The following is a 25,734-nucleotide window of genomic DNA, read 5'->3' on the forward strand; positions in this document are numbered from 1 at the left end:
GTACCTCAATACCCCTCGATGCCCAATCGCTTGAGGACGGCAACCGGATCAGTCTCGCAGTCCCTTTTCCAGTCCGCGTGTTTGGCGCAGGCGTAGGCGTATTGGCTAAGGTCTGCCGATGACAGATCGGCAAGCCTGTTGCCGATCGCTTTCCATTGCTGCACGTCCGCGGGATCGCAGCCAGCGCCTCCTGCGCCGCAAAAGTTCGGATCGCGCTGTTCGCTGGGATTAGGCGTGGCTCCATCTTGCGCGCCGCTTATGATCGGTGCGAGGACGAGCAGGAACGCTGCAATACTGAGGGAACCATAGATACGATTCATCCAATCTCCTTGCACGGCTTTGAGTTCAGCGCGCCGTTTCGGTAACAGGCAACGGCAGTGGAAGGCCTGTGTCGGCTTCTGGTGAATGGCCGTCCTGCTTTTCTGCGGTCGCCTTCGATGCGGTATAAAGCCAGGGAGGAAGCAGGTCCGGTGACGACCAGACGCCATATCCTAGTCCTCTAGCTTTTCGCTCGATATCGAAATAGGCAGGGACCTGGGGTTCATTGCGGTAATTGAAGGCATAGCCGATACCTTCCGCAATTGCCGTCGCTGCCAGATTTGTCTCGCCGACAAAGCAATGGGCGATCAGCACTTTGCTGGTGTCGCGGCCAGCCGGCGCGCAGTTGACGTTCTGCCCGAGTGTCCGGAGGATCATCCACGCGCGCGAGACCTGACCGGCCGGCCACTCCACGCCATCACTGGTCGCCGTCTGTTCAAGGCGGGGGGCTTCATACCCTGCCAGGCGGACGATCTGTCGGCTCTTGACGAATTCGAACGTGGTCGCATCTACGACCTGAACCTTGCCGTAGATCTGACGCGGCACATCGGATGGGCGGCTTTGCGCAAGCAACGCTTTCGGGGCCATCGCGAGCCATAGCATCAAGGCGACCGCAACTCTCATTGCTGTGCTCCCGCCTGTTGTTGGAGAACCGCGACCGGGTGCGGCAGGTCCGAATAGGCCCAAAGTCCTGCGCGCGCCGAACGCGCACTTTCCTCAGCAATCCTGTAACCTGGAACAATCAGTCGCCCCGCGCTGTCGACGGCGGCAAATCCCCAGCCTTGTGCGATCATATAGGTTGCCAGATCGTAGTGATGCTGGCCTGTCGTCGTCTGGCATGCGACGACGGCGTTATTCTGGTCGAGATTTCTGATAGTCGTGCAGACGGGCCTCGTGTCCCGGATCAATGCCTGGGCCATGATCAGGTCGAGTTCACCGCAGTCACGGACGACGCCGGCAGAGACGGTGACATTGGTTCCGCGAAGACAGGCCTGCAGGCCATAGAGGCGATAGCGTCGACCACCGGAGATCCAGGTGTCGCCGGTCTCGAATTGCGCCTCCGTAGGGAACGGAGCGAATTTAGGCTGATCGCCACCGACGTCAACGGCCGCGGGAAGGTCGGCTTGCGAGGCCTGAACAGGAATGACCGGGGGCGAGACATGCGGCTCGCGGGCGACGTTGCCGTGGGGGAGCATCGGCATGATCGTCGTGGCAGCATAGAGGCCGGAAGCTGTGATCGCGGAAATGAACATGAGAAACCCGATCCGCATCAATTGGTTGACGAATTGACCGGGTAGCGTTCCCCATAGGGATGCGTGAGTTGGCCGTTGCCCCAGATGCCGGCTTGTTCACCGCGTGCGGCGTCCTCGGCTTGCAGATATTCCGGAAAGACAGGCCGACCGGCGCGGTCACGGGCAGCGAATGCCAAGCCTTTGCGGATGAGCGCCTCGGAGAGCGATCGCACCACGCCATTCTCGACGAAAAAACACTCAGCAAAACGCACGGCTGGTCTGCCGGGATTTTGCGCGAAAACGTGGCAAGGGAATGCATCGCCGGCACCTGCCTTTGCCTCATCGAGGGTCGCAGTCATGCCGGCAAGCGAGATCATGGCACAGGTCGTCGGCATTCCGGCAAATTCCATTGGTTCGGTCGAGAGGCAGCCCTGGGCGCCAGCCAGTTTGATGACGGCACCATCGGCGCCGAGAAAGGCACTGCCGCTCAGCGCGGCTTTTGGACTAACGGTTTGGAGATCAAGTCGGGACGCGATCGATGAGGTGTCGAGCGGCATTTGTGGTCCGGGGATCAGATCCCGGCCCTGTGCATAGGCATTCTGATAGTAGCTGACAAACTCAAAGGCCGTGTCGGCCCGCGCGGCAAAGGGCAGGGCAATCAGGGCGCCTAGAAGGGTGCAAAAGAGGAGGCGGTCGAACCGCCATGCGCCATTGTTCATGCTCGCATCCGTCACCTGTTGACTGTTTTGAGAATGCACGAAATTATACTGCAGTGCAAGTCTGGAAAATGTCCGAGGATTGCAGTATGTGTTGTCGGCTGGAAACGAACAGATGGAGAAAAGTGATGTCGGCGGCAAGAAAGGCGCTTAGGGTCGTTGTTTTTCCATTCCGGGCGGCATGGTTTCTGATGTTGATCGCGAACTTTCTGGCCGTCTCGGGCGTCTGCCTTCTCGTCGCGGCCTTCGTTGCATATGGCATCGCCCTGGCGTTTTCGTATGCCTTTCTGCCCGCAGAATGGACGCAGGCACTATGGCGATGGGCAGCGGATCTGTATGCCCAGTCTTCCTGGTTCAGAGCTGCCGCACTCGTTTTCTTCACGCTACTTTTCTTGCCCATCCTCCGATTTTGGCCGGCGAGGGATTCGGTGGCGGATGCGGCGCGTGAGCGTGAGATCACACAGCTGAATGACGATTTGATCGCAGCGCGGCAGCAGGAACAGCGACGAGCCAGACTTCGGGCCTGAAAGGGGAGGCTCCTGGCACGGTTGCAGCGCGCTGGATCCCACAACGTCCTTGTCGGCCGCCACTGCGATTGAACACAGTCCGCAGCGCCGGCGATTTTTGATGCAAAGGGTGAGGAATTTCATGGCAGTCAAACCACTTTCGCTTGCTATCTCAACGTTCAAAGGTGGTGCAGGAAAATCGACCTTGAATGTCAACCTTGCAGCGGAGTTCGCCCAACAGGGACACAGAACGCTGCTCATTGATTGCGATGAGCAGGAGTCATCGACACGCTGGTACAATGTCTCGATGAAGCGCGGCTTACTTCCGAGCGATGGCACGTTGCTGCATCTGCGAGTAGCTCCCGTCGATCGGTTTCGGGACCGGTTGGCTGAAGCGCCCGAGGCGGATATTCGCATCTACGACGTTGGCGGCTACGTCCACCAACGCGCAATCGAGGTCTATCACGAGTGCGACGCAGTCCTCATTCCGATTATCCCGGAACCGACCGCCGCGACATCAGCGATCAAGGTCGCGACCATTTTGAAGGAGATATCCAAAAAACGGCCCCAAGGACCGATCCCTTATGCGGCGATCTGGAACTACGTCGACATGATCGCTCTCAAGCACAATCGGTCGCTTCCGGAAGTTCACGCAATCCTGACCAGCGGTAAGATTCCCATGGTGGAGACGGTCATCCGCAAGAGCAATCATTTCAGCGACGTCGGAGCCGGCTTCGGTTCGCTCTATTCCAAGCTCGCCAGCATTGAGAACAACTCGTCGCTGACGCCATCGGCCAAGCGCCGGGCCTCAGAGAGCGTGCTCGATGCGATCGATCTCGTGAAGAAGATCAACAACGAATTCATCTGCCTCCTGCAGGCGGAGGCGGCTTAGAGAGATGGCGGGGGAAAGAACACCGGCCGGCAACATTCTAGCCCTTACCCGGTCGAGAGAGGAGCAGGCGAAGGAGGTGGAGGACACCGCCACCTCCTATATGCCGACCAATATCGACCTTGAAACGCTCATGCCCGATGAGGCTCTCGAAGAGTCGGGAGAGAACGTCGCGCCCGGCGTCAGGTCACCGGACGTCCGCACTCCGGACAAAAATCGACGACGTGAGCGATTGGCCGCCGAGGGAACCTCAGCGGCAGGGGACACCACGAAACGGAAGCGGATCTCGCTGTATCTCGATGACGACGTGCTGACAAAGATCTTCCGAGTTTCACTGGAGCGCCACGAGCAGCTATCCTCCGCGACGCATCGGCTGATTGTCGAGGCTCTGAAGGCGAGGGGGCTTTAGCCGATGCGTGAACCGGCTATCATGTTCCGCCTGCCCGCTCACGTCCTGAGCAACGTCGAAGCCCTCGCGCAGAGACTTGGGGTTTCCGTCAACATCATCGCGAAGCTCATCGTCACCAGAGAGATCATGCACATTCCGGCGATGCTCGAAGAACATGACCGGCAACTGGCAAACATGCACCAGTTTCTGCGCGAGCTCGCCTTTCGCAACGAGGAATTTCTTGTCGAACAGGGACGGAGAGGCGCAGCAGCAGAGGCGATCACGGAAAAGCTCAACGAGGTAATGACCGCTCTCGATGCCATCCGCGATGCCGCCTTTATTCGGCCCTCCACCACTATCGCCGATCTAATTAGGAGCCACGATGAACGACCTGTCCAGAAGTCGCTTCGCATCTAGATCGCAAGGTCATCGGCTGCCGAATTATTTCGATATCATTGAAGACGAGTTGCGGCGGCGCGGGGGCGGCGGCGGTCGATCAGCGAAGCGGCCGACCTTTACGAAATCTGCCTCACCCTCCGCCAAGCATCCGGGCGCTGCCTCGGCGTTTAGCCGTGCGGCCGGCAACAATGCGGTGGTCGTCAAGGTCTTGTCTTATGGTGCCGGCGCGAGTTCGGCCCGCAACGTTCTCTCCTATCAAAGCAAGGAGGAGAAGGCCCTTGACCAGGATGGCCGGGAGGTCACCGATCTCAATGCCGCCGTCCGATCCTGGGAGCGGGAGTTTGGCAACCGAAAAGGCAGCCAGGATATTCTCCGTCTGACCTACGAGCTTGAAAAAGCCAACCGCGAGCACTTAGGGCGCGCTCTCGCTTCGCTGGCGGAGGATGGGTTCCGTCAGCCGGGCGACGGCGATCGAACCTATGCCTTCAGCGTCAGCGAGGGTGTGAAGGGGCAGACCCGTCTGCAATTTGCTCTGGTAATTGCCCACGAGAAGAAGGACAGGTCGGATCGAAGCAGCGCCAATCGTATTCCTGCAGAAATCGATGATGTCCGCGCGATCGATGAGCGACTCGACAAGGTATTGCGCGGCGCCGGTATTACTCCGGTTTCGCGCTATCCCGCTGAATTCTCCTCTGGGCCCAAAGGCCTGACCGCCACCCTACATGCGATGCAACGGGCAGGGGCGGAGGTAACGCTGTCGACGAAAACACACCTTAGAGACCGCCCTGGCAAGAGCGGCCGTTACGAGCGCGGCGGAGAACGGCGCGAAGTCACGACCAAAGACCACAAGGAATTGACGGCCGAGGGCAAGGTCGTCGGTGCTCTCATGCAGACCCGCCAGCCGCGGGACTTCATGCACCTGTTGCTCTCGGGGCCGGCCAACGTTGATCGCGACCGCTTCATCCTGGCGGGCCGAGATTTCCTGAGGGAGCAGTTTGAGGGCCACCGCTACGCCTATGCCGTCCATAATCGCAATGATCTTGAAAAGCATCCGCACCTGCATGTCATCGTTGCGCTGCGCAACGCGAGCGGAAAGATGCTCAACCCCAATATCCGCGACTTCACCGAATGGCGGGTCCGTTTTGCTGACAAGGCGCGGGAGCGCGGCATCCCGATCGATCGGCAGAAGCGCCTCGAACGTGCTGGCCCGCCGCCCGTCAAACGATGGGAGTGGGAAATGTTTCGCCGGATGGGAGCAACGGCGCCGTCGAACGTCGTCGAAAAGGTAATGTCCAAGCTCCGCGACACGCCGACGGCGCCGAAGCGTGAGGAGGCCAGGACGCGGTTCGACCAGAGCCGGCGTTCGGTCGGGCACGTCATTCGCATGCTGGATGGTATTGCCAAGGACCGCGGTGCACCGAGCACCGCACGAGAAATCAGCCAGGATCTGTCCATCGGGCTTCGGCGCGAATATGGGCGGCTTAAAACAGCGGTCCGCGAAGGCCGTGATCCCACACGAGAGAAAGGCGAGGACCACATGCTGCGATCCACACCCATTAGTGCCGCGCAAGCAAAGGCGGCGAAGGAAACGCTGGCGAACACCGCGCTCACGGTTGCCGTGAAGATTGCCAATCCATCTGATCGGCTGATCTTCGAGCAGGCGACGAAGATCATCGGCAAAGTCGTCGGGCTGCAGCTCGACTCACGCGTTGACAAGAATCGAGACCGAACGGAGTCTGGCAGGGATAAGCGGAGTTCGGACAGCCTCGAAACCAAGTCGGCTGCCGGTCGCGATCATATTGCGGAGCAGGGCGTGGTTAATAGGAGTTCGAACAACCGTTCTCTCGACGCATCGCGCATCGCCCGGTCTAATGCGGAGCATGACGCGCCGGAAACAGATCGTTCGAATCGGGAGCGCCCGAAACCCCAGCAGCGGGATCGCGACATACCAAAATCGATCAAGCTTCGCCCGCCTCAGGAGAAGGACAGGGACCGCACCCGCTAACCCTGCGAACCGCACTGTTGGCCACAGTTAAGCTCTCCAGCGATGGACCAGCCCAACGTCGCCTGGATCTTGGCGCGGAGTCGCTGGACCTCCGTGGCTTCAGGCGGAGACAAATTGGGGACATGCTTTCGGGCCGCACCCTGAGCGGTTCCCTCGCTTCGGTTGTTGAAGTAGTCGATTACCGAGACACCCGCATCGTCGGCAGCGAGGCTACCAGCGGTCGAGCTGCCGATGAAAACGGTTTCCTTCCTGCCGATCCCATACCGCTCCATAACTTGGAAGATCGCTCCGGCGCCAGCCTCCTGTTGCCGATCCGCTTGGCGCTGAAGGCCGGTTCCGCTTGCATGTGGGACGTCACTCCATGTCACCCAGAAATCCGGTATGGCACATCTGATGCTCAGTAATGCGTCAAGCAATTCGGTCAGGGTTGCGAATTCTGATCTTCCATAGGCACCCGCGTCCATCCCACGCTCGTCCGAAATAAAGCCGAAACGAGCATTGAGGTGTCGCAGATGCCTTAACATTTCAACGAATTCTTCGTTGATATCTCCGAGCATGTAATCCCCGGAGGGACTAGTCTTTCTCAGGAGGGTGCCATCTCTCTCAAAAATGACGAGGCCGGTTGAACCGATCCTCCTAAAGATCCTGTCTGCATATTTTGCATGATTGTTCATTGGCTAAATTCCAAACCTTGAAGCCAGCTTCGCCATCACACGACTTCGAAATGACGCGCAGCTTCCTCTTGGGGCCAGTCGGTGGCGATTGTCGTCGTTACCCGGTTATCGGATGGGAAATCAGCGCGTTTCGGTGAGGAATCTCCGGCGTTCCTACAAGCGAGCGGCAAAATGGCTTCCTCCTCTCACTCGCTGCTCATTTGTTCTGAAATCAACATCCCAAACTTCAAAATTTTGCTCCTGATAGTAGAATCGCTATGCAGTTGCGTGTAGTTGCGATACCCGTTGATCGGGCACAAACGCACGAAATCTACCGAAACGAAACGAAACCAGAGCCGGTAAGCCATTGCCAAAGAATGGAAAGTTATTTCTCCCTCCGCCGAAAGACGGAAGTGATTTCAAAGAACTCTTCAAACAATTGGCCGCGGCAGGAGCGGGCCGGCCGTTGGGAAGTGATGGCTTTCCCGCAGGCCCGTGGACGCCGGAACTTCTCGCTGAGGCGATTTCACACATCGATTCCAACCGGACCGGGGTCGATCTACGAACGGTCCAGCTTTGGTTTCAAGAAAATGAGAAGGGTATCAGCACCACCAATATTCGTTGGCTGGCAAGGGTCTTCGGGTGTGATGATCCGGTAGCAACAAGCGAATGGCAGATGGAGCTAAGTGCGGCGCAATCTCGCTTAACGGCGAAGAGGCGAGGTTTGAAGAAAGCGGGAAGCAGCCCCGCGGCAGAGGTTCCAAATCTGGCACGGAATGTCGTCGATGAGGAGATGGAGTCGCCGGCAAAGCTGGAAAGCGATACTGAGGCTAATCAGCCGCGCCGACGTTTTAATTTGGCGAGGAGGTCGGAGGCGCTATTTAGCCGCGGATCTACCTTAGATCTACCTGCGTCGGTGTTTGCGGGTGCCACCGCCCTGGGGTTTCTCTCGTATATTGTGGGGATCCACAACGCGACTTACAATCGGGCGGATGGTCTCGTCAAACAGGTAGGTTTCCTCTGGGCGCCCAATTGGACGTTCCTCTTTATGGTGTTCTTGCCACTGTTTTTTGCGCTCGTCATAGAGTTGCTGTTGTTTTGGAAAAATGAAGGACGCTTACGGATTGTAGCGGCGGGCAATCGTGTGGAAAGCGACGCCGCCTGGGCCCGAAACGTAGATGCTTCTTCGTATACATATTGGGCGGTCTTTATCGTCTGCGTGTTGTTCGCCGGTGTGTTTCAATGGATCGGTGTGTGCTTGATCCCGTTGGTAAAAGGCGGTGGCAACTATGCGATAGATTGGGGCAAGTTAGCGCTCGTGCGGCCCGAAGTCATATCAGTGCCGATGGAGATTGTATTCACGGCGTTCGCTTATCTCTACATGTGCTTGTGCTTCTATCTCTTCTTCGTAGGTCTCATTTTGCTTCATACGATGATTAATGACCTTTGGAAAATCGGAGGAGCATCGAGGAACCGGCCGGGAATTGATTATCAATACCATGTCCATGAAATCGGCTTACGGGTGATGCGCGGAATATTTCGGTGCACTGTTTTAGGTCTTCTGATCGCCGTATGCATGAAGGCCCAAAGCTCCTACTTGGCGTCGAATGGAAAGAACATCGTGGCTTGGCTGCTTGCCGATATGTCGTCAGCTTTGTATGAGGGCAAAGACATGGGCAAAGGATTCAGCTACAGGATGCCGACCCACTACAGCAGCCTTCTTATCGCTATTTCGACGATTATCGTTTTTCTTTACGGTTCTATCCGTCTAGGTGCCGGAAGCCGATTTCATTTTCCCATGTGGAAGATGTCAGCGGCAGTAGGGTTACTTTTTACCAGCTACCTGCTGATCGACGCATTTACAGGCTTTTCGATCCTTCTGTGCCTTGCAGTGCTGCTCGCGATGTACGGCCTCATTGATCCAGAGCTTGGGCGATGGAGAGCGAGCGACTGGGGAAGCAATCAGAATGTATCATAGTTGGCTTGATCGTTGGGATGAGCGGCGGGCAAGGCGCGGTGAGGAATCCAAGGAAATAAGCGATTTCGTCCTTGATGCCAACCTCGCCTTCCCACGCGCCAAGAACATAGTAAGTATCGGCGAGTTTTGTGCCCTTGCGGACCAGGCAGCGGCTGATCCAGCCTTTTTCGATGAACCGAGCGGGGACGATCAGCATTTTCAACGGCAAGACGGGTGGATCAAATTTCCGTCGGACATGTCCACTGGCGTCGAAGAGAACAATGTAGTCTGGGCAAAAATCACAGAAAGCGGATCCTTCGATCAGGCGTTGGTGATTTTTCATCACTGGAATGCGAGTGCACGCAATCGTCAGATCGCCAACTTTTTCTCACAGCGTGGAATCACGGTTGTCGAGATCGCTATGCCTTATCATTTCGAGCGCAGCCGTTCCGGGTCCGTGCACGCCGATTTTATGCTTAGCCCTAATCTCGGTCGAACCATCCAGTCTGTACGGCAGGCGGTATGGGACGGGCGAAAACTCATTCGTTGGGTGAAAAGCGAAGGCTATCGAGAGATTTCCGTTCTCGGTATGAGCTTAGGTTCCTGGGTCGCAGGCTTAATCGCTGCGCACGACTCGGCTGTGTCAAAAGCCTCGTTGTTTCTTACGGCAGGAAGTCTCGCGGATATGGTTTGGACAGGGCGCGCGACACGATCGATACGTGAAAGCCTTGAACCCATTATTGAGCTGACCGAGCTCAGAAGGGCGTGGGGTCCGCTTAACCTAGAGAATTACGCGCACAATTTGGCACGGACCGATCTCGAACTTCACGTCGTGTTGGCTAAGAGGGACAAGGTTGTTCTGCCAGAGATATCACAAGGGTTCATGCAGAGGCTGAAGGCCGCCGGCGCTAGGCCAAACATTTTGGAATTAAACTGTGGTCACTATTCGCTCGGCATGCCGCCTTACATTTTGCTGGCCGGTTTGAGCCTGAAACGGTTTCTGTCGTTCCGCTAGACTGAGGGCTCTTGATCTCACAAGATGACGGTTGCTGCGATACAGATGGCCGAGGAGAGATGTGCGCGCAAGGGTCGTAGCGGGTGACGGGTGGCGATGCGTTGCCATGTTGATTTCCCTACGGGACGGACCGGGCTCAGTTCCGTAGGGCATCAACGATGCAGGTTCGGCGCTCCTGCCGATTAATAAGGGATGATGGTGGAGGGCGCTGAAGTGTCCTCCCGACAGTCGGATCGCGGGAGAGGCATGACTACACATGGTTTGGAGAATCTATCCCAAGCGCATCATGCCGTTTTGAGGGTAGGGGATCATGCCCCGTCTTGCAAATGTGTGAGGAAGACCTCGGCCGGCGTTCGATAAGGGCGTGTGAAAAGCTGGTGTTGAGTTTCAGCAGGATTTTGCCCCATTTTTTCATCTAACGTTAGCCCACCAATTCTGATGTAGTGAATTGTCCGCAAATACCTTTATTCGCCCTGAGTGGATCACGGCGAATGGAAAAATCGGTCAAACGGATCCGAAAATTAACGTCTAGCAGGCTGCTGAAATTGGGTAAGCGATGCATACACCCCATCTGGTGATGGCAGGTCAGCGGGTTTATCCGTGACAGAGCGATCCAGGAATTAGCTCGGGTGTGAACTTCTATGTCTGCTACTGTGTCTGATCATAGAACCTTCCATATGATTGAGGCCGTCGCAGGCCCATTGGAAGGAGCTCCGCGGCAAGTGCGGCGGCATTGGTCGAATGACTTCAAGGCACAGGCTGTGGCCGAGACGGTGCAGCCTGGAGCGAGCGTCTCAGCAGTAGCACGCCGACTTGGTGTTGATCCGTCACAGTTGTTCACGTGGCGTCGCATTGCCCGGCAGAAAGCCATGTCTTTGCCGTCGAAAGCCGAGAAGGGGCAGCAACCTGCCCAAGCATTCCCATCTTCCACGGTCGACATCATCATCGGTGATGCGGTAATCCGCACGGGTGCCGAGATCGATGAGGCTCATCTTGCTCGGGTGATCCGTGCGGTGCGCTCCGCATGATCCCGGCCGGTGCGAAGGTGTTTCTGGCAAGCCACCCCGTGGACTTCCGCAATTATGTGGAGCGCCAGATTATGCGGAGTCCGCAGCGGCAATCGCTTGCCGACTGCGGTGTTTAAGTGGCGATCACTCGGCATAATCTCCGGATCGGCTGATGGACTTCAGCATGGTCAGCAGCTTGTCGGGAGCGCGGAATCGGCCCGGCTTGAGTGACGGCGGCACCATCGCGGCAAGTGCCTCGAGCTTCTCGCTCGGATCGGCCCGCAGGTAGATTTCCGTGCTTTGCGGGCTGGCGTGACCGAGCCAGAGCGAGACTTTGCGAACATCCCGCGTCGCCTGCAGCGTGTGCATGGCACAGGTGTGTCGCAAGACGTGGGGAGTGACGCGCTTGTCGGCGATGGACGGTTGCTTCCGCGCCGCGGTCGTGACGTGCTTGGCCAAGATATATTCGAAGCCGGACCGGGTCATCGCGCGTCTTGTCGCGTTTAGAAAGAGCTCGGCGTCGCCACTCGCCGGGCGGACCGCCAGCCAGGCCTTCAACGCCGCCGCGGTCTCCTTCCACAGGGGCAGCACGCGCTCGCGACGTCCTTTGCCCATAACGTGGATGCTGGCGCCCGTCTGACGATCGATCTGGTCGATGCGAAGGCTGACGAGTTCGGACACGCGCAGCCCGGCGGCGAAGGCCAGATGCAGCATAGCCCGATCTCGGATGCCGAAGACGTGGCGCGGATCCGGCGCGTCGAGCAGAGCTTGCATCTCGTCGCGGCTGAGATGACCGACCAGAGCCTCGTCGACCTTCTTCATCGGGATTGCCCGGATCCGTCGCGCCTGATCCAGACAGGACGGGAGCCGGTACTCGAGGAAGCGAAAGAAGGCTTTGATGGCGGCAAGACGGGCGTTTCGAGTGCGTGCCGAATTGCCGCGTCCCTCCTCGATGTGTTCCAGGAAGCCGAGAAGGAGCGGTGCATCGAACTGCTCGATCTCGATGCGGGACGGAGTGGTCCCCAAACGAGCCGCCGCGAAGGAGAGCAGCAGCTGGAAGCTGTAGGCGTAAGCCGCGCAGGTATGTTGGCTTGCCCGCCGCTCATGCGGCAGGTGCTCGCGCAGAAAGGCAGTGAGATGCGGAGCCAACGCGGTCATGCGACGGCTCCTTGGTGCAGCGCTTCGCCTGCCGCCGCAATCTGCCTCATCAGTATCGGCGTCGCCTGTAGATACCAGTAGGTGTCGGTGACATGCGCGTGGCCAAGATAAGTGCTGAGGGCGACGATATGACGGCCGACAGCATTGCGATCGTTCTGACATCGCTCCAGAGAGCGTACGGCGAAGGTGTGCCGGAGATCATGAATGCGGGGTCCGCGCAGACCGGGCTCCCCGCGCAGACCGATCACTCGCGTGAGCCGAAGGAAGACGGCGATCACGGTACTGTAGGCTGGCGGAGCGCCGGTGGCGGAAACGAACAGCGCGCTGTTCAAGGTTCCGACCCGACGACGCGCTGCCAAATACCGATCCAGCGCACCCCGTGTTGTCGGGTGGAGCGGCAGCAAGCGGCTCTTTTGGAACTTGGTTTGTCGGATGATTAGGCCATCGGCGGTCACGTCATAGAGCTGAAGAGCGAGGGCTTCGGAAATGCGCATGCCGGTGGCGGCCAGCAAGCCGAACAGGGTCTCGTACATCAGCGGTCTTATCGAGTCCGATGGCTTCAGGCGGGCAGCCGCCTGCATTAGCGCGGCGATCTCGTCGGCGGCGTATATGTGTGGAAGCCGCCGCTCGAAGATTCCGCCGCCCAAAGCGTCCGCGGGCGGCGGAATCTCATGACGCCGATCCTCCGCCGACAGCGCCAGTGCAAAGCGGCGAACCGTCAATAGCCGGTTGCGGCGCTGCTGCGGCGACGGTGCAAGTCTCGCCCATTCGAGCACGCGCGCCGCTCGAACATGTCGGTCGTCGTGTCGCTCGGCAAAGGCAACGAAGCTCTTCAAAAGCGTGTGCTGGACGCGGAACTTGAAGCCCAGCCTATGCTGCAGTTCTACATAGCGTGCGAGGTCTTGGCTCAGCATGACGCACTCCCTGGCCAGGGCTGGACGATCTGGGCCAACATGTCGATGTCCACCTTTGCGTAATGGGCGGTGGTATCGACTGACCGATGGCGAAGCACGGTTCCGATCACATCCAGTGTGGCGCCGGCCCGCAGCATGCTGGTTGCAGCCGAGTGTCGGAGAAGATGGGCGCCTCGGGACGGAGCGTGATCGATGCCGGCCCTCGCAAGCGCAAGACTGACGATGCTTGAAACACTCGTGCTGACCAATGGCCGGAACGGCGCAATGGTCCGCAGAAAAATCTGGTCACAAGCGGCGGGCGGACGGGCGTGTCGCAAATAGTCGATGACCGCGTCGCCAGCGTCTTGGGGCAGTGGAAGCCTGATCTCGCGGCGTCCCTTGCCGCGAACGCGCAAGGTTCCTTCGTTCCAGTCGATGTCTTCGAGGCGCATGCCTGAAATGTCGCCAGCGCGCAGGCCGAGGCGGGAAAGCAGCAGAAGCACCGCGCGGTCGCGGATGCCCATTGGCATCGTGACGTCGCACGACGCGATGACCCGCTCGACTTCCGCCGCGGAGATGTAGCGCGGCAACGCTGATAACCGCCATTGCGGGACCGTCGGTATCGCCTGATCCAGCCCCGGATGGCACAACCCCTGCACCGCCAAATATCTGAGATAGCTCCGCAGCGCCATCGTCATAGTCTTGAGGTAGGCCGGCGAGCTTCGCTTCCCCTCATCTAGGATCGCTTGCCGGACGAGAGCGGCATCGTACCGCCTTGGATCAGTGCCCAGAGCGGGAAGAAGGCGCATGACCATAAGGCCATGGCGCCGGACGGTGCGCTCCGAGATACCCCGATGACGTCTCAGCCAAATCTGGAAGGCAAGAACTTGCTCGTCGTGGACGCGCGGCGCCTTCTCCTTTAACGGCGCCACGAGCCTGCACTCCGCGAGGAAATTTACGAACCGGCGTGCGCGGTTCACGTATTTGATGGAAAGATGGTCTGTCGGTCGGCTGCCGGGACAGCGGCATCGATGCCGAGCAAAGCGGCGAACCGTATCCTCGTCGATCTCCGCGGCAGGGATCTTCATAGTTTGCAGCCATTGCCCGAAATGACGAGCCGAGGCTTCGTAGCCGGACACCGTCAGGCGCGTGTGTCCCAGGCTCAATAATCGCTTCGTGAACGCTTCCAAGGACGGTCGCAAGGCGCCTGGGTCCATCAATTGCGTGCATTCGAGCAGAACTTCCTTCGACTTTGACACGTGTGGTCTCCTCTCGAGGTCAAAAGACCATCGGGAGACCACAACAATTATGCCGAGCATGAAAGCGGATTAAGTGCTCTAAGTTATTGGAATGAAAAGGACAAAATGGCCTGAATGCTGCCGACTCCGCATAATCTGGCGCTCCACATAATTGCGGTTATGCGGAGCTCCGCATAACCGCAAAGGTCCCGATAGCCTTCTGTCGCTGGTGCGCGACGCCGGTAATGATCCGTTCAACGGCTCGCTTTATGTCTTCCGCGCAAAAAGAGCAGACAGAATTAAGATCGCCTGGTGGGATGGTTCCGGTGTTTGCCTGTATTCGAAGCGGCTGGAAAAAAATCAGTTCGTTTGGCCGAAGATCGGCCATGCCAGGGTGCAGCTCAACCACGCACAATTGATGGCGTTGATCGACGGCATGGACTGGAAACGCGTCCGCTCGATTGCTGTGAAACGGCCGGAACTTGTTGGGTAAAAGCCCTGCGGCAGAGTGAATCAGGCCGTCGAAACTGCGGGAAATCGTCGGCAAAATGTGCTCTATTTGCAGGCATGACACCAGCCGATCTGCAGCTTCCCGATGACGTTGATGCGCTGAAAGCCATGATCCTGGCGATGGCTGAAAAGGCTGCGCGCGCGGACGCTCTGGAGAGGGACGTCGCTGATCTCAAGGCCCGCAATGCGGACGCGGACGAACAGATCGCCAAGCTGAAGCTGATCCTCAAAGCCTTCAATCGATACAGGTATGGCCGCCGCTCGGAAAAGCAGGGAAAGAACATCGAGGCAGACCTGGACGAACAGGGCGCGTTTGTCTTCGAAGAAATCGAGACCGGCATTGCCGCGATCGAGGCGCTGGTTTCCAAGGGTCGCAATCCAGCCGCTGCAAAGCGTGCGCCGCGTCCCCGCAAGGGCTTCCCGCCGCATCTGGAACGCGTGCATGTCGTCATTGAGCCGGACGAACTGCCCGAACATGCTGGCAAACAGAAGGTCCTGATCGGTGAAGATACCTCCGAGCGGCTTGATGTTATCCCACCGAAGTTCCGGGTGATTGTCACCCATCGCCCGAAGTATGCCTTCAAAGACGAGGACGGCGTCATCCAGGCGTTGGCACCGGCGCACATCGTTGAAAGCGGCATCCCATCGGAAGCGCTGCTCGCCTTTGTCGCGGTCTCGAAATACGGCGATGGCCTACCGCTCTACCGGCAGGAGGCGATCTTCCTGCGCGACCATGTCGAAGTCGACCGTGGTGCGATGGCACGATGGATGGGCAAGCTGGGGTTCGAGCTGGAAATCCTCGCTGACTACACCTTTGAACGGATCAAAGAAGGCGAGCGAATATTTGCCGACGAGACGACATTGCCGACACTTGTTCCCGGATCGGGGTCGGCAAAGACAGCGTATTTATGGGCATACGCGCGGGACGACCGACCGTTCGGTGGCAGTGGACCGCCTATGGTTGCCTATCGCTTTGAAGACAGTCGATCCGGTGATTGTGTTGCTCGGCATCTCGAAAGCTATCGCGGCATTCTGCAGATCGACGGATACACTGCCTACAATCGTGTTGCCCGACCTGACCGCGGAAACGACGGCGCTCTTTTGGCGGGGTGCTGGGCGCACAGTCGCCGCCGGTTTTACGAACTCCATGCGAGCGACAGTTCCAAAGTGGCAACGGCGACGATCGAAAAGATGGGCGCACTTTGGTCGATCGAGGAAAAGGTGCGCGGACAAAGCCCCGATGTTCGCGTTGCCGCCCGTCAGGAGGCCTCCGTTGCCGTCGTTGCCGATCTCTACAAACTCTGGCAGGACACGTTGCCCCGCATCTCTGGAAAATCAAAGCTCGCCGAGGCCATTCGCTATGCCCTTAATCGGCGGGAAGCCTTCGAACAATTCCTCCATGACGGGCGCATCGAGATAGACTCCAACATCGTTGAACGGGCTATCAGGCCCCAGGCAATTGTTCGGAAGAATAGCCTATTTGCCGGAAATGCCGGCGGCGGAAGGACGTGGGCCACGCTCTCTACGCTCATCCAGTCCGCCAAGATGAACGAAGTCGATCCGCTGGCCTGGCTGACGCAGACGCTTGAGCGTATCGCCGCAGGTTGGCCATCAAGCGATATCGACGCTCTGATGCCGTGGAACTTCAAGAAGTAACGGTCTCAGTTCACCGCTTACGAAATTGGCGCTGCGTTGCCGCAATCGAGAGCTTGGGGTGCGGTTTTTTGACGGATTGCGGTCAGATTTGAGCTGGCCGCAGGCAATAACCTGGTCATATTGGCTTATTTGCCTCCCACAAGACACACTGTAAGCATCCGGTGAAGGCCGCAGGTTAGGCTGCGTGAGCGTTCAGTCCGTGCGGCTGCCAATCCCACGGAAGCAATTGCTCCAGCTTACTGATTGGCGTGTCGGCGATGCGGGCCAGGACGTCAGCAAGCCAGGTCTGCGGATCGATGTCGTTGAGCTTGGCACTCATGATCAGCGTGGCCATGAAGGCGGCACGATCGGCACCGCGATCCGATCCGGCGAAGAGCCATGACTTCCTTCCGGCGACGGGAGAACTGCGCGACAGTTTTGCCCGCTCGGTTTGAAGCCAGCGGTGCAGTTCGCCGACAAGCGGCAGGCTGCCCTTGCGACGGTGCTCCAGGCGTTGGCCGGCGGCAAGTCCGTTGATCTCACGCTCGATGTCGAACAGCGCATCGATCCGTTTGACGGCTTCCAGCGCCATAGGCGAGATCGGCGCGGCGCGGCTGCCGCGTTTGGCATTCGTGGCGATGTCGGCCAGCACGAAGAACTTGCGCCTCGCGTGCGACCAGCAGAGCGCCTGCGTCAGCGGCCCCGGATCGCGGTCTACCTTGAACAGCGGATTGTAGCCGCCATAGGCATCAGCCTGCAGAATGCCGGTGAAGGTCTTCAAGTGGCGCTCGGGATGCTCTTGTCGTCGATCTCGCGAAGCATAGTAGAGAGCCGCCGGCGGCGATTGCCCGCCGAACGGCCGGTCATCTCGGACATAGGTCCAGATGCGACCCGTATCGGTCTTTCCCTTCGCCAGGATCGGCACTGTGGTGTCGTCACCGTGCAGCCGCTCGGCAGCCAGGACATGCGCTTCGATCAACGAATGGAGTGGCTTCAGCGCCGCGGCGCAAGCGCCGACCTGATCTGCCAGCGTCGACAGGCTGAGGCCGATACCCTCACGGGCATAGCGCTCGCTCTGGCGGTTCAGCGGTTGATGCTGCGCGAACTTCTCAAACAGTATCATCGCCAGAAGGCTGGGCCCGGCAAAGCCCCGCGGCGTCACATGGAAAGGAGCTGGTGGCTGGGTGATCTTCTCGCATTCGCGGCAGGTGAACTTCTCCCGCACCGTTTGATCACCTTCCACTGACGTGGGATGACCTCCAGGGTCTCGGTGATGTCTTCGCCCAGCTTCGACAGCTTGCCCGAACCGCAACAAGGGCAGCTCGCCGGGGCCGCGATAACGACACGCTCGCGCGGCAGATGTTCAGGGAATGGTTTCCGTGATGGACGCTTGCGCTCGAAAGCCCTGACCGTCGAGGCTTTGGCCGCAACCTCTGCCGCCAGTTCGTCTTCGCCAGCGTCAGCCTCCAGCTCCTCGAGCTGCAGTTCCATCTGTTCGAGGAGTCGCGCCTTGCGTTCTGACCGGCTGCCGTAAAGCTCGCGGCGAACCTTCTCGATCTCCAGCTTCAACCGCGCGATCAGCGCTTCGGAATGCGACACGAGCGCCTTTGCGCTGGCGGCTTGCGCCTTGGCGGTCGCAGCTTCTGCCTCGGCAGTGATACGCCGGGCACGCTCCTCGGCCAGCAGTGCAAGCGCACTGGCAAGGTCGTCCGGAAGCTCATCAGTCGCGTCGCTCATGGCAGGATGGAATCATATTCGAGTCCGCCATTCCAGTTCTTTTGCTCATCCTGCCGATGTTGGCCGCCAGGTCTTTTGCGGCATCCGCCAGTCTATGCCTTCGAGGAGATAACCGAGCTGGGCCGGTGTGATCACCACCGTGCCGTCAGCGGCTGACGGCCAGATGAAGCGGCCGCGCTCCAGCTTCTTCGTGAACAGACAGGCTCCTTGTCCGTCATGCCAGATCACCTTGATCAGACCTCCACCGCGCCCCCGGAACACGAACAGATGTCCGCACATCGGATCGCGCTTCAGCGTCTCCTGCACCATCAGCGACAGACCGGGGAAGCCTTTGCGCATGTCCGTGGGACCGGTCGCCAGCCAGACCTTCACACCACTCGGAACCGGGATCATCTCCGCCCCAGCACGACATCGAGAATGCGGCCCAGCGCGTCCGTGTCGATGTCGCTGTCTACGCGGATACGACGGTCCCGACCGAGTTCAATCGTCACATCGCTGCGCTTCGGGCCTGCGATGGGGTGGGTGGCCCCGAGGGAATAGGCGAGGCTGGAAGCGCGGCCTCGGACACGACCACCGGCACAAACGTGCTCGTTGTTTCCGTCCTCGGCTCCTCGATTTGGCAAAGCTCCCTGCGCCAACGGAAGAGCTGACTGACATGGATACCGGCCGATCGCGCAATCTCGGAAAGCACCGCACCTGGCTCGAGACAGGCTGCAACGAGCCGCTCTTTATCTTCCTGAGACCAGCGCCGTCGGCGCTCGACAGACGTGATCACTTCAATCTGATGCTTCGTCATAGGACTACTCCTAGTGTTTGCACTAGGACTTCCGATGTTCGTCTCAACCTCGCAAGACGGCCCTCACCGGACGCTTACGACACACTTGGCCCGTCGATCCGATCAATTTCGGAAGGCGAATGATGTTGTAGGCGGCAAGGGCGAAGGTGAAGGCTGCCTCCAACTTGTCCAGTCCGCGCACCTTGATCTGCGCCAAGCCGGCCGTCGTCTTGACCCAGCCGAAGATTTCCTCGATCCGCTTGCGGCAGCGCAGGCTGATCGCATAGCCGGGGCTTTGGACGACGTCTGGCGGCGCCGCCGTCTTGCGTACTTTGCCCGTCTTGCTCACCGTCCCGTTGATCGCCACATGCGGCTCGATCTTGCGCGCCTTCAATCCCTCGACAAAGGCTTCCACGTCGTAGGCCTTATCGGCACCCAACGTCACCCCTTCGCCGAGACCCTCGCTCAGTTTGGTGGCCGCCTCCCGCTCGCCGGTGCCGGTGGCATGCGTCACTGCGCCGTCGACCACAAGTCCATTGCAGTTCTCCATCAGCGCATGCCCCAGATCGGCCAGCCGGCTCTCCTGGCCCTTGCTCTCGCGATAGAGCCGGGCATCCGGGTCGGTCGTCGAGGCGTGCGTCTCGTTCGAGCGCTTCTCCTTGCGGAAGTCACGCTCGCCATTGCGCGCGCCCTCCGGTGGCTCGCCATCGTCGCCACCCGGGGCCCCCTTGACGCGAAAGCTCTTCATCGAGGCGAATGCCTTCAGCATCGTCCCGTCGACCGAGAAGTGCTCCGCGCTCAAAAGCTTCTTCACTGCCGGCTGCGCAAGCAGCGCCGACAGGAAGCCTTGCGCCACTTCCGTCGTCAGAACTCGGTCGCGATTATGCGTGAACACCGTCGGATGCCACACCGCATCATCGATCCCAAGACCCACGAACCAGCGGAACAACAGGTCGAACTCAAGCCGTTTGACCTTGCCCCCAAGTTTTATCCAGTCTTGAGTTCGCTCCAGCGGTTTTTGGTTGCTGTTGTTGGTTCGGTAGCGGCGGGTTGCGGTGCGGAGCCATTTCGGCTGCGCAGCACCGCATCACGTCGCGGGTTGAGTGTCTGAGCGAATTCGGCCGGTGTCAGCCAGCCAAGGCCTGAATGCGGGCGTTGATCGTTGTAATCGCTACGCCAGTTTGAAAGCGCAGACCGGGCGTGAGCAAGCGACGAGAACAGAGTTTCATTCAAGAACTCGTCTCGCAGCCGCCCGTTGAAGCTTTCGATAAAAGCGTTCTGGATCGGTTTTCCAGGCGCGATGTAATGCCAGTCAACCTTGGTCCGGTCCGCCCATTGCAGGATCGCGTTGCTGGTGAACTCGCTGCCGTTGTCGCTGACGATCATCCTCGGCTTGCCGCGCTCCTCGATAATCCGGTCAAGCTCCCGTGCGACGCGAAGACCGGAAAGCGATGTATCGGCGACGAGCGCCAGGCACTCCCTCGTGCAATCATCGACGACGGTCAGAATCCGCAACCTGCGCCCATCGGTGAACTGATCCGACACGAAGTCTAGCGACCAGCGATCATTGGCCACCATCGGCACCAGCATCGGCGCTCGCGTGCCTATCGCTCGCTTGCGACCGCCGCGCTTGCGCACTGTCAGTTTCTCCTCCCGATAGAGCCGGAAGAGCCTCTTGTGGTTCACGAGGTGACCCTCCCGCCGGAGCAGCACATGAATGCGTCGATATCCGAAGCGGCGACGTTCATGCGCCAACGCCTTCATTCGCTCGCGAAGCTCATGATCATCGTCGCGCCTGGTCTCATAACGGACCGTCATTCGGCAAAAACCAATGGCTTTACACGCCCGCCGTTCGCTCATCCCATGATGGCTCATCAGATGCGCGACAGCTTTCCGCTTGGCCGCGGGCGTCACCACTTCTTTCCCAAAGGTCTTTCAAGGCAGCATTGTCGAGCATCGCATCCGCCAGGAGCCGCTTCAGCTTCGTGTTCTCGTCCTCAAGCGTCTTCAGCCGCTTGGCCTCGGACACCTCCATGCCGCCGAACTTGGCCTTCCATTTATAGATGCTGGCATCGCTGACGCCATGCTTGCGGCAAAGCTCCGAGACCGGCGTGCCTGCCTCGTGCTCCTTCAATATGCCGATGATCTGTTCGTCTGTGAAACGATTGCGCTTCATCCTCTGGTCCTCTCAAATGGGCCAGAGCTTACTTCAAAATGGATTATTTCAACGGGGCAAGGTCACGTTCCATCAATTGCCGCTCGGAGCGGATCGAATACAGCATCTGCAGCAGCACCGCCCGCAACAGCCGTTCCGGCGCGATCGACGGCCGACCCGTCTTGGCATAGAGCCCATCGAACGACCCATCCAGCGCCGCAAGCGATGCGTTCACCAACCGGAGCATCGCACGAAGCGGATGCCCTGCCGGAACCCGTGCCTCAAGGTCAACATACGAAAACAGCGATCCCGTCCGCTCATCCCCGCCACGCATGCAAATCAATCCCCGCTGTTGCAGCCCGAGGGAATCATCAGTTCAACCCAAAAGCCAGAGGGTTTTGCAGCAGCCTGCTAGAGGGATGTAATCACCGGTGCTTTGCGCAGCCACGTATCTGCGGTGAGCTGGTGCACGACGAACTCTGCGACATAGGGTCGGGCGATGGATCCGCCATGGACGCCCGACAGGTCAGGCACTGCCTTGATGTGACTGCGCGCCGGCTTGTCGTTGAGCACCGTTGGGCGTACGATGGTCCAGTCGAGTGTGATCACCCGGATCGCATCTTCCTGGCGGTCCTTGTCTTCATAGACCTTGCGCAGCATCAGGGCAGGAACAGCCGGTCGAAGTAGAAGCCGCCATGGCCGCCGCTGTCGCCGGCACCCAACTCGGTAATGCACACCAGCCGGCGGGTATTCTGCTAATCCATAACGCCGAACAGTGCGCGCGTCGCCGTGGAGAGCAGGGTCACCTCCCGGAACGGGCTCATGGCCGTGCCCAGCGAACTGACGACAGCATCATAGCCGGCGATGGCGCGGGTCAGCGCGGCGGGATCGCGAGCGTCGCCTTCAACGAGCTCGGCGCCGGCAAGGTCAACGCCTTTTCCCCGGATCGGCGGCAGTCCGTCGAGTTGGGCGTAAAGCGGTGATGCCTTAGGCTGAGTGGCATACTGACCTTGAAGATATATGGTGCGCGCGCCGGGTCGTGCATTCACTGGCCGAAGCCAGAAGCCCGCAATGCCACCGACGTCGCGGCCTCGACTCCGACATCCAAATAGCCAGATCGACGACCTGCTGCCTTGGGTCTACGCTGCAAAGCATGAAGTCAAAGCCGTGGCCTAAAAACAGCGCTTACCATTCATCGTCTTTGAGGCCAACTTCATCTCATTCTTTGGCTTGGATGGGGTCTTTCCACGGCCCGCAGGGCTGGGAGAAGCCTCTGCGATACTACAACCGTAACACCATATCGGTTTGGCCGATCACGCATTCCTGCTAACTCATAGGCTAGAGAAACGACTTAGGAGCCGAGCAATGGATCGCGATAACAAACGGACACGCGCAAATGCAAGTTCACCCGGCCGCCTAGGGGGGGCCGAGGAACGCCGCGACCTCCTTGATCTTCCACAGGGACCAATATCCAATGTTGCAGAACAGTTAGTAACCTCGAATCCGCGCGATACAGCACTCAATCTTCGAAACTTCAAATCGCTCGCGAAGGAAACGCTAAGTGCTGTTCGGGAAGCCGAACAGGGGAAAGAAACTGCCCTCACGACATTTGAAAGGCGGAACAAACAGCTCGGACAATCCGCCATCGAGCTGGCCGACAAATTGACGGACGGACTGGGGTTCGACTCGGATGCTGTAGCTTTGTTAAAAGTCCAAGCGGCCGGCAATGTAGCCCATTATATAGACCCAGCCAAGCAAACTGCTCTTGTTAATCGCATTAGCAACATGGAGCCAACGGATCAAGCTACTGGAGTTTTGTTGGTATCGCATAACTTCAGTAAGTTTGATGACAACAATAAATCTCGTATCTTTGAGCTGGCCCGCGAATTGGCTGCTGATCCTCATCTGCATCACGAGAGCAAAGCGAATGCACACAATGCTATTTTTGTCGCTTATCACGACTTAGACGCAAATCAAAGGGCCCAGGCCCACTCGCTTCCCGCCATCAGTGCCTCACTGCAGCACATTCAACCGCCGAGGCATGTAGCAGAGGAACGGAGTGCGAATTTGGATGAGCACATAAGAAGTATTGAGAAGTCAGTCCGTGATACGGTGGGCCCGCAAACGTCAACTGAACAGCTGCAGCGAGCTGGTAAAATCGCGCAGTCCATAAGCCACGCTTACAATCATGCCCGAGACGACCTGAGGCCTTCCTCCAGAAGTCGAGATGCAGCGGGAAGCAGAGATCGCACGGGCCGTTGAGGTCTTGAAAATGGAATATTGACGCTTTCTACCGCCGGACCGTCGTGCTCGATGATACAATGCAGCGACATAGGTCGCAGCATGTAGCGGAGGGCATCACGTCGGAAGTATGCTTGATAACGCTAAGGAATAAACAGCGAAAAGCGTGCAGATAGCGGCTTGAAACTTGTGATTTTGTGGTGGAATTCCGCTATTGGTTCGTCGTTTGGAAGAGTCATTCGTTTCGATAGAATCTTGTTTCACTTCGAATGATGTGTGATCGAACGCCTTCATCGCCCTGCCTCAAACTGAACGCCACTGCGCGTGCGAAACTGCGATGCCTTCATCGTCTTCCGTTCCTTTCCAGCCAGGAAAATCCACCGGAAAACTCTAACCAACTGGTCCAGTTTGAAGGCTTCAGTTCATTTTTTGTCAGTCCGTCCTTCAATGGCCGGACCTCTAATCCGTCCTCGATGAAGCGGCGCACCCGACGATTTCCTTCTTTTTAGGTGCCGCCGCGATCCGCTGGCAAATCGCCTGATGTGCGTTCGATTCATCTTGTTGCGTGCCATTTTAGCATCGAAGAAATCTATGGTGGACCGATGATACCAAACAAAACAAAGCTCTTGAATATAGCATTGAGTACGGTGTGTTCACTGGCCGTAGGTTTTTGTGCTGCAAGTGTGTACTCAACATTTGGTTACGGGTTTAGCGGTCATGCTTTGATGACTTTCGATGTGTTCGCTTTTTGGTACAAGTCGCCGTTCTTTCTTGGATACACAACCCTATTGTTTTATCAGGGTTTGGCCGTCATCATTTCAACGTCGGGAATCGTTTTGCTAGCGCAGCAGGTCTTGTGCCAACGCAAGCACGACCATCACGGGACGGCGCGTTGGGCTCAGGTGGGTGAGATGCGACGGGCCGGTTATTTCCAGCGGTACAACTGCCTCAGTGGCCCAGTGTTCGGAAAGACTGGCGGCCCATTCTGGTCTGACTATTATCTGACCAACGGCGCGCAGCCTCACAGCCTTATTGTTGCCCCTACCCGAGCGGGAAAAGGCGTGGGCGTTGTCATTCCAACACTGCTAACGTTCAAAGGCTCAATTATAGCCCTAGATGTCAAGGGCGAGTTGTTTGAGCTCACGTCCAGGGCGCGCAAAACTTGTGGGGACGATGTGTTCAAATTTGCCCCGCTAGACCCAGAACGGCGGACGAGCTGTTACAATCCTTTATTAGATATCACGGCGTTACCTTCAGAGCGGCAGTTCACCGAAGCGCGTCGCTTGGCCGCAAATCTTATCACAGCCAAAGGAGAGGGCGCGGAAGGATTTATCAACGGCGCACGGGATCTATTTGTCGCTGGCATTCTTGCTTGTATCGAGCGTGGTACGCCAACCATTGGCGCTGTGTACGATCTCTTTGCTCAACCGGGGGAGAAATATCAGCTCCTCGGGCGCCTCGCGGAGGAGACTAGGAACAAAGAAGCTCAGCGGATTTTCAATGATATGGCAGGCAACGATACAAAAATCCTCACCTCCTACACCTCTGTTATGGGTGACGGCGGCCTCAACTTGTGGGCGGACCCCTTGGTTAAAGCGGCGACGAGCCGTTCTGACTTCTCAATTTATGATCTCCGCCGTCGGAGGACTTGTCTTTATCTTTGTGTTAGCCCGAACGATCTAGAGGTTGTCGCACCACTTATGCGCCTCCTCTTCCAGCAGATCGTTTCTGTTTTGCAACGATCATTGCCAGACAAGGACGAGAAGCATGAGGTGCTATTCCTTCTCGATGAATTCAAGCACCTCGGAAAACTCGACACAATTGAGACAGCGATCACGACAATCGCTGGCTACAAGGGCCATTTTATGTTCATAATCCAAAGCCTCTCAGCATTGTCGGGAACGTACGACGAGGCCGGCAAGCAAAACTTCCTTAGCAATACGGGCGTGCAAGTCTTCATGGCAACTGCTGATGACGAGACACCTGTTTATATTTCGAAAGCGATTGGTGAATATACGTTTGTAGCGCGCTCCACCTCCTATAGCCAAGGGAGGATGTTCGATCGTAATATTCAAAATTCGAGCCAAGGTGCTCCTCTATTACGGCCTGAGCAGGTGCGGCTGCTAGATGACGACGACCAGATCGTTCTCATAAAGGGTCACCCGCCATTGAGGCTGAGAAAAGTCCGGTATTACTCCGATCGCGCACTGAAGCGCATCTTCGAGAGCCAGACGGGTCCTCTTCCGGAGCCTGCGCCTTGGGCGGACGTAGAAGAAGACACAGTCGCGCGGGCTTAATTCTAATCGC

The 25,734-nt window shown here is 58.2% G+C and carries 26 protein-coding genes and 2 pseudogenes; 12 read left to right on the top strand and 16 right to left on the bottom strand.

Translation table 11 applies throughout. The annotated features are described in order from the left end of the window. Positions 1–5: 5 nt before the first annotated feature. Genes FFM81_RS31730 through FFM81_RS31745 form a run of 4 tightly spaced genes read right to left on the bottom strand, consistent with a single transcriptional unit; the run spans position 6 to position 2,269 of the window. The gene (locus tag FFM81_RS31730) at positions 6–320 is read right to left on the bottom strand and encodes a hypothetical protein (protein WP_138386317.1); all 315 of its coding nucleotides are present in this window, start codon (positions 318–320) and stop codon (positions 6–8) included. 25 nt (positions 321–345) lie between these two features. Then, positions 346–942, bottom strand: a complete 597-nt coding sequence (locus FFM81_RS31735) for a thermonuclease family protein (protein ID WP_138386316.1) — start codon at positions 940–942, stop codon at positions 346–348. Next, positions 939–1,571 (bottom strand): thermonuclease family protein, encoded by a 633-nt coding sequence (locus tag FFM81_RS31740; protein ID WP_043294360.1) that lies wholly within the window; start codon positions 1,569–1,571, stop codon positions 939–941. The genes FFM81_RS31735 and FFM81_RS31740 overlap by 4 nt, the downstream gene beginning before the upstream one ends. Positions 1,572–1,588: 17 nt before the next feature. Beyond that, positions 1,589–2,269, bottom strand: a complete 681-nt coding sequence (locus tag FFM81_RS31745) for a thermonuclease family protein (protein WP_017958554.1) — start codon at positions 2,267–2,269, stop codon at positions 1,589–1,591. A gap of 125 nt (positions 2,270–2,394) precedes the next feature. On the opposite strand from FFM81_RS31745, the gene FFM81_RS31750 reads away from it, so the two are divergent. Genes FFM81_RS31750 through FFM81_RS31770 form a run of 5 tightly spaced genes read left to right on the top strand, consistent with a single transcriptional unit; the run spans position 2,395 to position 6,453 of the window. Then, the gene (locus tag FFM81_RS31750) at positions 2,395–2,793 is read left to right on the top strand and encodes a hypothetical protein (RefSeq protein WP_017958555.1); all 399 of its coding nucleotides are present in this window, start codon (positions 2,395–2,397) and stop codon (positions 2,791–2,793) included. Positions 2,794–2,842: 49 nt separating this feature from the next. Continuing rightward, positions 2,843–3,664: a ParA family protein gene (locus FFM81_RS31755; RefSeq protein ID WP_240604629.1), complete on the top strand. Its 822-nt coding sequence runs from the start codon at positions 2,843–2,845 to the stop codon at positions 3,662–3,664. A 4-nt stretch (positions 3,665–3,668) separates the two neighbouring features. Beyond that, positions 3,669–4,070: a hypothetical protein gene (locus tag FFM81_RS31760; RefSeq protein ID WP_017958557.1), complete on the top strand. Its 402-nt coding sequence runs from the start codon at positions 3,669–3,671 to the stop codon at positions 4,068–4,070. Positions 4,071–4,073: 3 nt separating this feature from the next. Continuing rightward, positions 4,074–4,466, top strand: coding sequence for a hypothetical protein (locus FFM81_RS31765; RefSeq protein WP_017958558.1), 393 nt, complete (start codon positions 4,074–4,076; stop codon positions 4,464–4,466). Next, positions 4,432–6,453, top strand: a complete 2,022-nt coding sequence (locus tag FFM81_RS31770) for a relaxase/mobilization nuclease domain-containing protein (RefSeq protein WP_173883906.1) — start codon at positions 4,432–4,434, stop codon at positions 6,451–6,453. The genes FFM81_RS31765 and FFM81_RS31770 overlap by 35 nt, the downstream gene beginning before the upstream one ends. Here the strand turns inward: FFM81_RS31770 and FFM81_RS31775 are convergent. Next, positions 6,450–7,127, bottom strand: coding sequence for a hypothetical protein (locus FFM81_RS31775; protein WP_138386315.1), 678 nt, complete (start codon positions 7,125–7,127; stop codon positions 6,450–6,452). The genes FFM81_RS31770 and FFM81_RS31775 overlap by 4 nt on opposite strands. A 346-nt stretch (positions 7,128–7,473) precedes the next feature. Here FFM81_RS31775 and FFM81_RS31780 point away from each other — a divergent pair, with 346 nt between their 5' ends. From FFM81_RS31780 to FFM81_RS31790, 3 genes are all read left to right on the top strand, one after another. Then, positions 7,474–9,084 (top strand): RcgA family putative transporter, encoded by a 1,611-nt coding sequence (locus FFM81_RS31780; protein WP_138386314.1) that lies wholly within the window; start codon positions 7,474–7,476, stop codon positions 9,082–9,084. Beyond that, positions 9,074–10,078, top strand: coding sequence for an RcgR family putative quorum lactone hydrolase (locus tag FFM81_RS31785; protein ID WP_017958563.1), 1,005 nt, complete (start codon positions 9,074–9,076; stop codon positions 10,076–10,078). Before FFM81_RS31780 ends, FFM81_RS31785 begins: the two co-directional genes overlap by 11 nt. Positions 10,079–10,755: 677 nt before the next feature. Continuing rightward, positions 10,756–11,106, top strand: coding sequence for a transposase (locus FFM81_RS31790; protein ID WP_173883907.1), 351 nt, complete (start codon positions 10,756–10,758; stop codon positions 11,104–11,106). Between the two features lie 123 nt (positions 11,107–11,229). Here the strand turns inward: FFM81_RS31790 and FFM81_RS31795 are convergent, their stop codons facing one another. The 3 genes from FFM81_RS31795 to FFM81_RS31805 are packed head-to-tail and all read right to left on the bottom strand — an operon-like array spanning position 11,230 to position 14,395. After that, entirely contained in the window at positions 11,230–12,243 is a 1,014-nt protein-coding gene (locus tag FFM81_RS31795; RefSeq protein WP_138386312.1) for a tyrosine-type recombinase/integrase, read from the bottom strand. Next, positions 12,240–13,157 (bottom strand): tyrosine-type recombinase/integrase, encoded by a 918-nt coding sequence (locus FFM81_RS31800; protein WP_138386311.1) that lies wholly within the window; start codon positions 13,155–13,157, stop codon positions 12,240–12,242. Before FFM81_RS31800 ends, FFM81_RS31795 begins: the two co-directional genes overlap by 4 nt. Then, on the bottom strand, positions 13,151–14,395 hold the full coding sequence (locus FFM81_RS31805) for a tyrosine-type recombinase/integrase (RefSeq protein ID WP_138386310.1): 1,245 nt from the start codon (positions 14,393–14,395) through the stop codon (positions 13,151–13,153). Before FFM81_RS31805 ends, FFM81_RS31800 begins: the two co-directional genes overlap by 7 nt. 151 nt (positions 14,396–14,546) lie before the next feature. On the opposite strand from FFM81_RS31805, the gene tnpB (FFM81_RS31810) reads away from it, so the two are divergent. Together tnpB (FFM81_RS31810) and tnpC (FFM81_RS31815) are read left to right on the top strand one after the other, a co-directional pair. Then, positions 14,547–14,867 carry an IS66 family insertion sequence element accessory protein TnpB gene (tnpB, locus tag FFM81_RS31810; protein ID WP_138386309.1) on the top strand — a complete coding sequence of 107 codons (321 nt, stop codon included), beginning with the start codon at positions 14,547–14,549 and terminating at the stop codon, positions 14,865–14,867. Between the two features lie 74 nt (positions 14,868–14,941). Further along, on the top strand, positions 14,942–16,540 hold the full coding sequence (gene tnpC, locus FFM81_RS31815) for an IS66 family transposase (RefSeq protein ID WP_138386365.1): 1,599 nt from the start codon (positions 14,942–14,944) through the stop codon (positions 16,538–16,540). Between the two features lie 175 nt (positions 16,541–16,715). Here tnpC (FFM81_RS31815) and tnpC (FFM81_RS31820) read toward each other — a convergent pair. The 8 genes and pseudogenes from tnpC (FFM81_RS31820) to FFM81_RS33200 form a co-directional block, all read right to left on the bottom strand. Continuing rightward, positions 16,716–18,256, bottom strand: a protein-coding gene (gene tnpC / locus FFM81_RS31820) for an IS66 family transposase (RefSeq protein WP_246401464.1) whose coding sequence is annotated in 2 segments (ribosomal slippage) — positions 16,716–17,752 and positions 17,752–18,256 — 1,542 coding nt in all. Because the reading frame shifts where the segments join, the coding sequence is not laid out codon by codon here. A gap of 45 nt (positions 18,257–18,301) precedes the next feature. Next, a complete protein-coding gene (tnpB, locus tag FFM81_RS31825) occupies positions 18,302–18,649 on the bottom strand; it encodes an IS66 family insertion sequence element accessory protein TnpB (protein WP_138386577.1) in 348 nt (115 codons plus the stop codon). Between the two features lie 94 nt (positions 18,650–18,743). Then, the gene (gene tnpA, locus FFM81_RS31830) at positions 18,744–19,052 is read right to left on the bottom strand and encodes an IS66-like element accessory protein TnpA (protein WP_173883909.1); all 309 of its coding nucleotides are present in this window, start codon (positions 19,050–19,052) and stop codon (positions 18,744–18,746) included. Between the two features lie 43 nt (positions 19,053–19,095). Beyond that, positions 19,096–20,004: pseudogene (locus FFM81_RS31835) on the bottom strand (IS5 family transposase); the annotation flags it as partial. A gap of 14 nt (positions 20,005–20,018) precedes the next feature. After that, a protein-coding gene (locus FFM81_RS31840; RefSeq protein WP_173883910.1) for an IS3-like element ISRle4 family transposase occupies positions 20,019–21,207 on the bottom strand; the annotation gives its coding sequence in 2 pieces (ribosomal slippage) (positions 20,019–20,958 and positions 20,957–21,207; 1,191 coding nt in all). Positions 21,208–21,271: 64 nt separating this feature from the next. Beyond that, positions 21,272–21,520 (bottom strand): annotated as a pseudogene (locus FFM81_RS31845) (transposase); the annotation flags it as partial. Positions 21,521–21,597: 77 nt separating this feature from the next. Beyond that, positions 21,598–21,846 carry an NAD(P)H-binding protein gene (locus tag FFM81_RS33195; protein WP_276314873.1) on the bottom strand — a complete coding sequence of 83 codons (249 nt, stop codon included), beginning with the start codon at positions 21,844–21,846 and terminating at the stop codon, positions 21,598–21,600. Between the two features lie 95 nt (positions 21,847–21,941). Beyond that, positions 21,942–22,235: an NAD(P)H-binding protein gene (locus tag FFM81_RS33200; protein ID WP_051077362.1), complete on the bottom strand. Its 294-nt coding sequence runs from the start codon at positions 22,233–22,235 to the stop codon at positions 21,942–21,944. Positions 22,236–22,551: 316 nt separating this feature from the next. Here FFM81_RS33200 and FFM81_RS31855 point away from each other — a divergent pair, with 316 nt between their 5' ends. Then, positions 22,552–23,448: a hypothetical protein gene (locus tag FFM81_RS31855; protein WP_080635817.1), complete on the top strand. Its 897-nt coding sequence runs from the start codon at positions 22,552–22,554 to the stop codon at positions 23,446–23,448. Between the two features lie 581 nt (positions 23,449–24,029). Further along, positions 24,030–25,724, top strand: a complete 1,695-nt coding sequence (gene virD4, locus FFM81_RS31860; RefSeq protein WP_017958570.1) for a type IV secretion system ATPase VirD4 — start codon at positions 24,030–24,032, stop codon at positions 25,722–25,724. Positions 25,725–25,734 lie beyond the last annotated feature (10 nt).

The organism is Rhizobium hidalgonense (assembly GCF_005862185.2).
Taxonomy (GTDB): domain Bacteria; phylum Pseudomonadota; class Alphaproteobacteria; order Rhizobiales; family Rhizobiaceae; genus Rhizobium; species Rhizobium hidalgonense.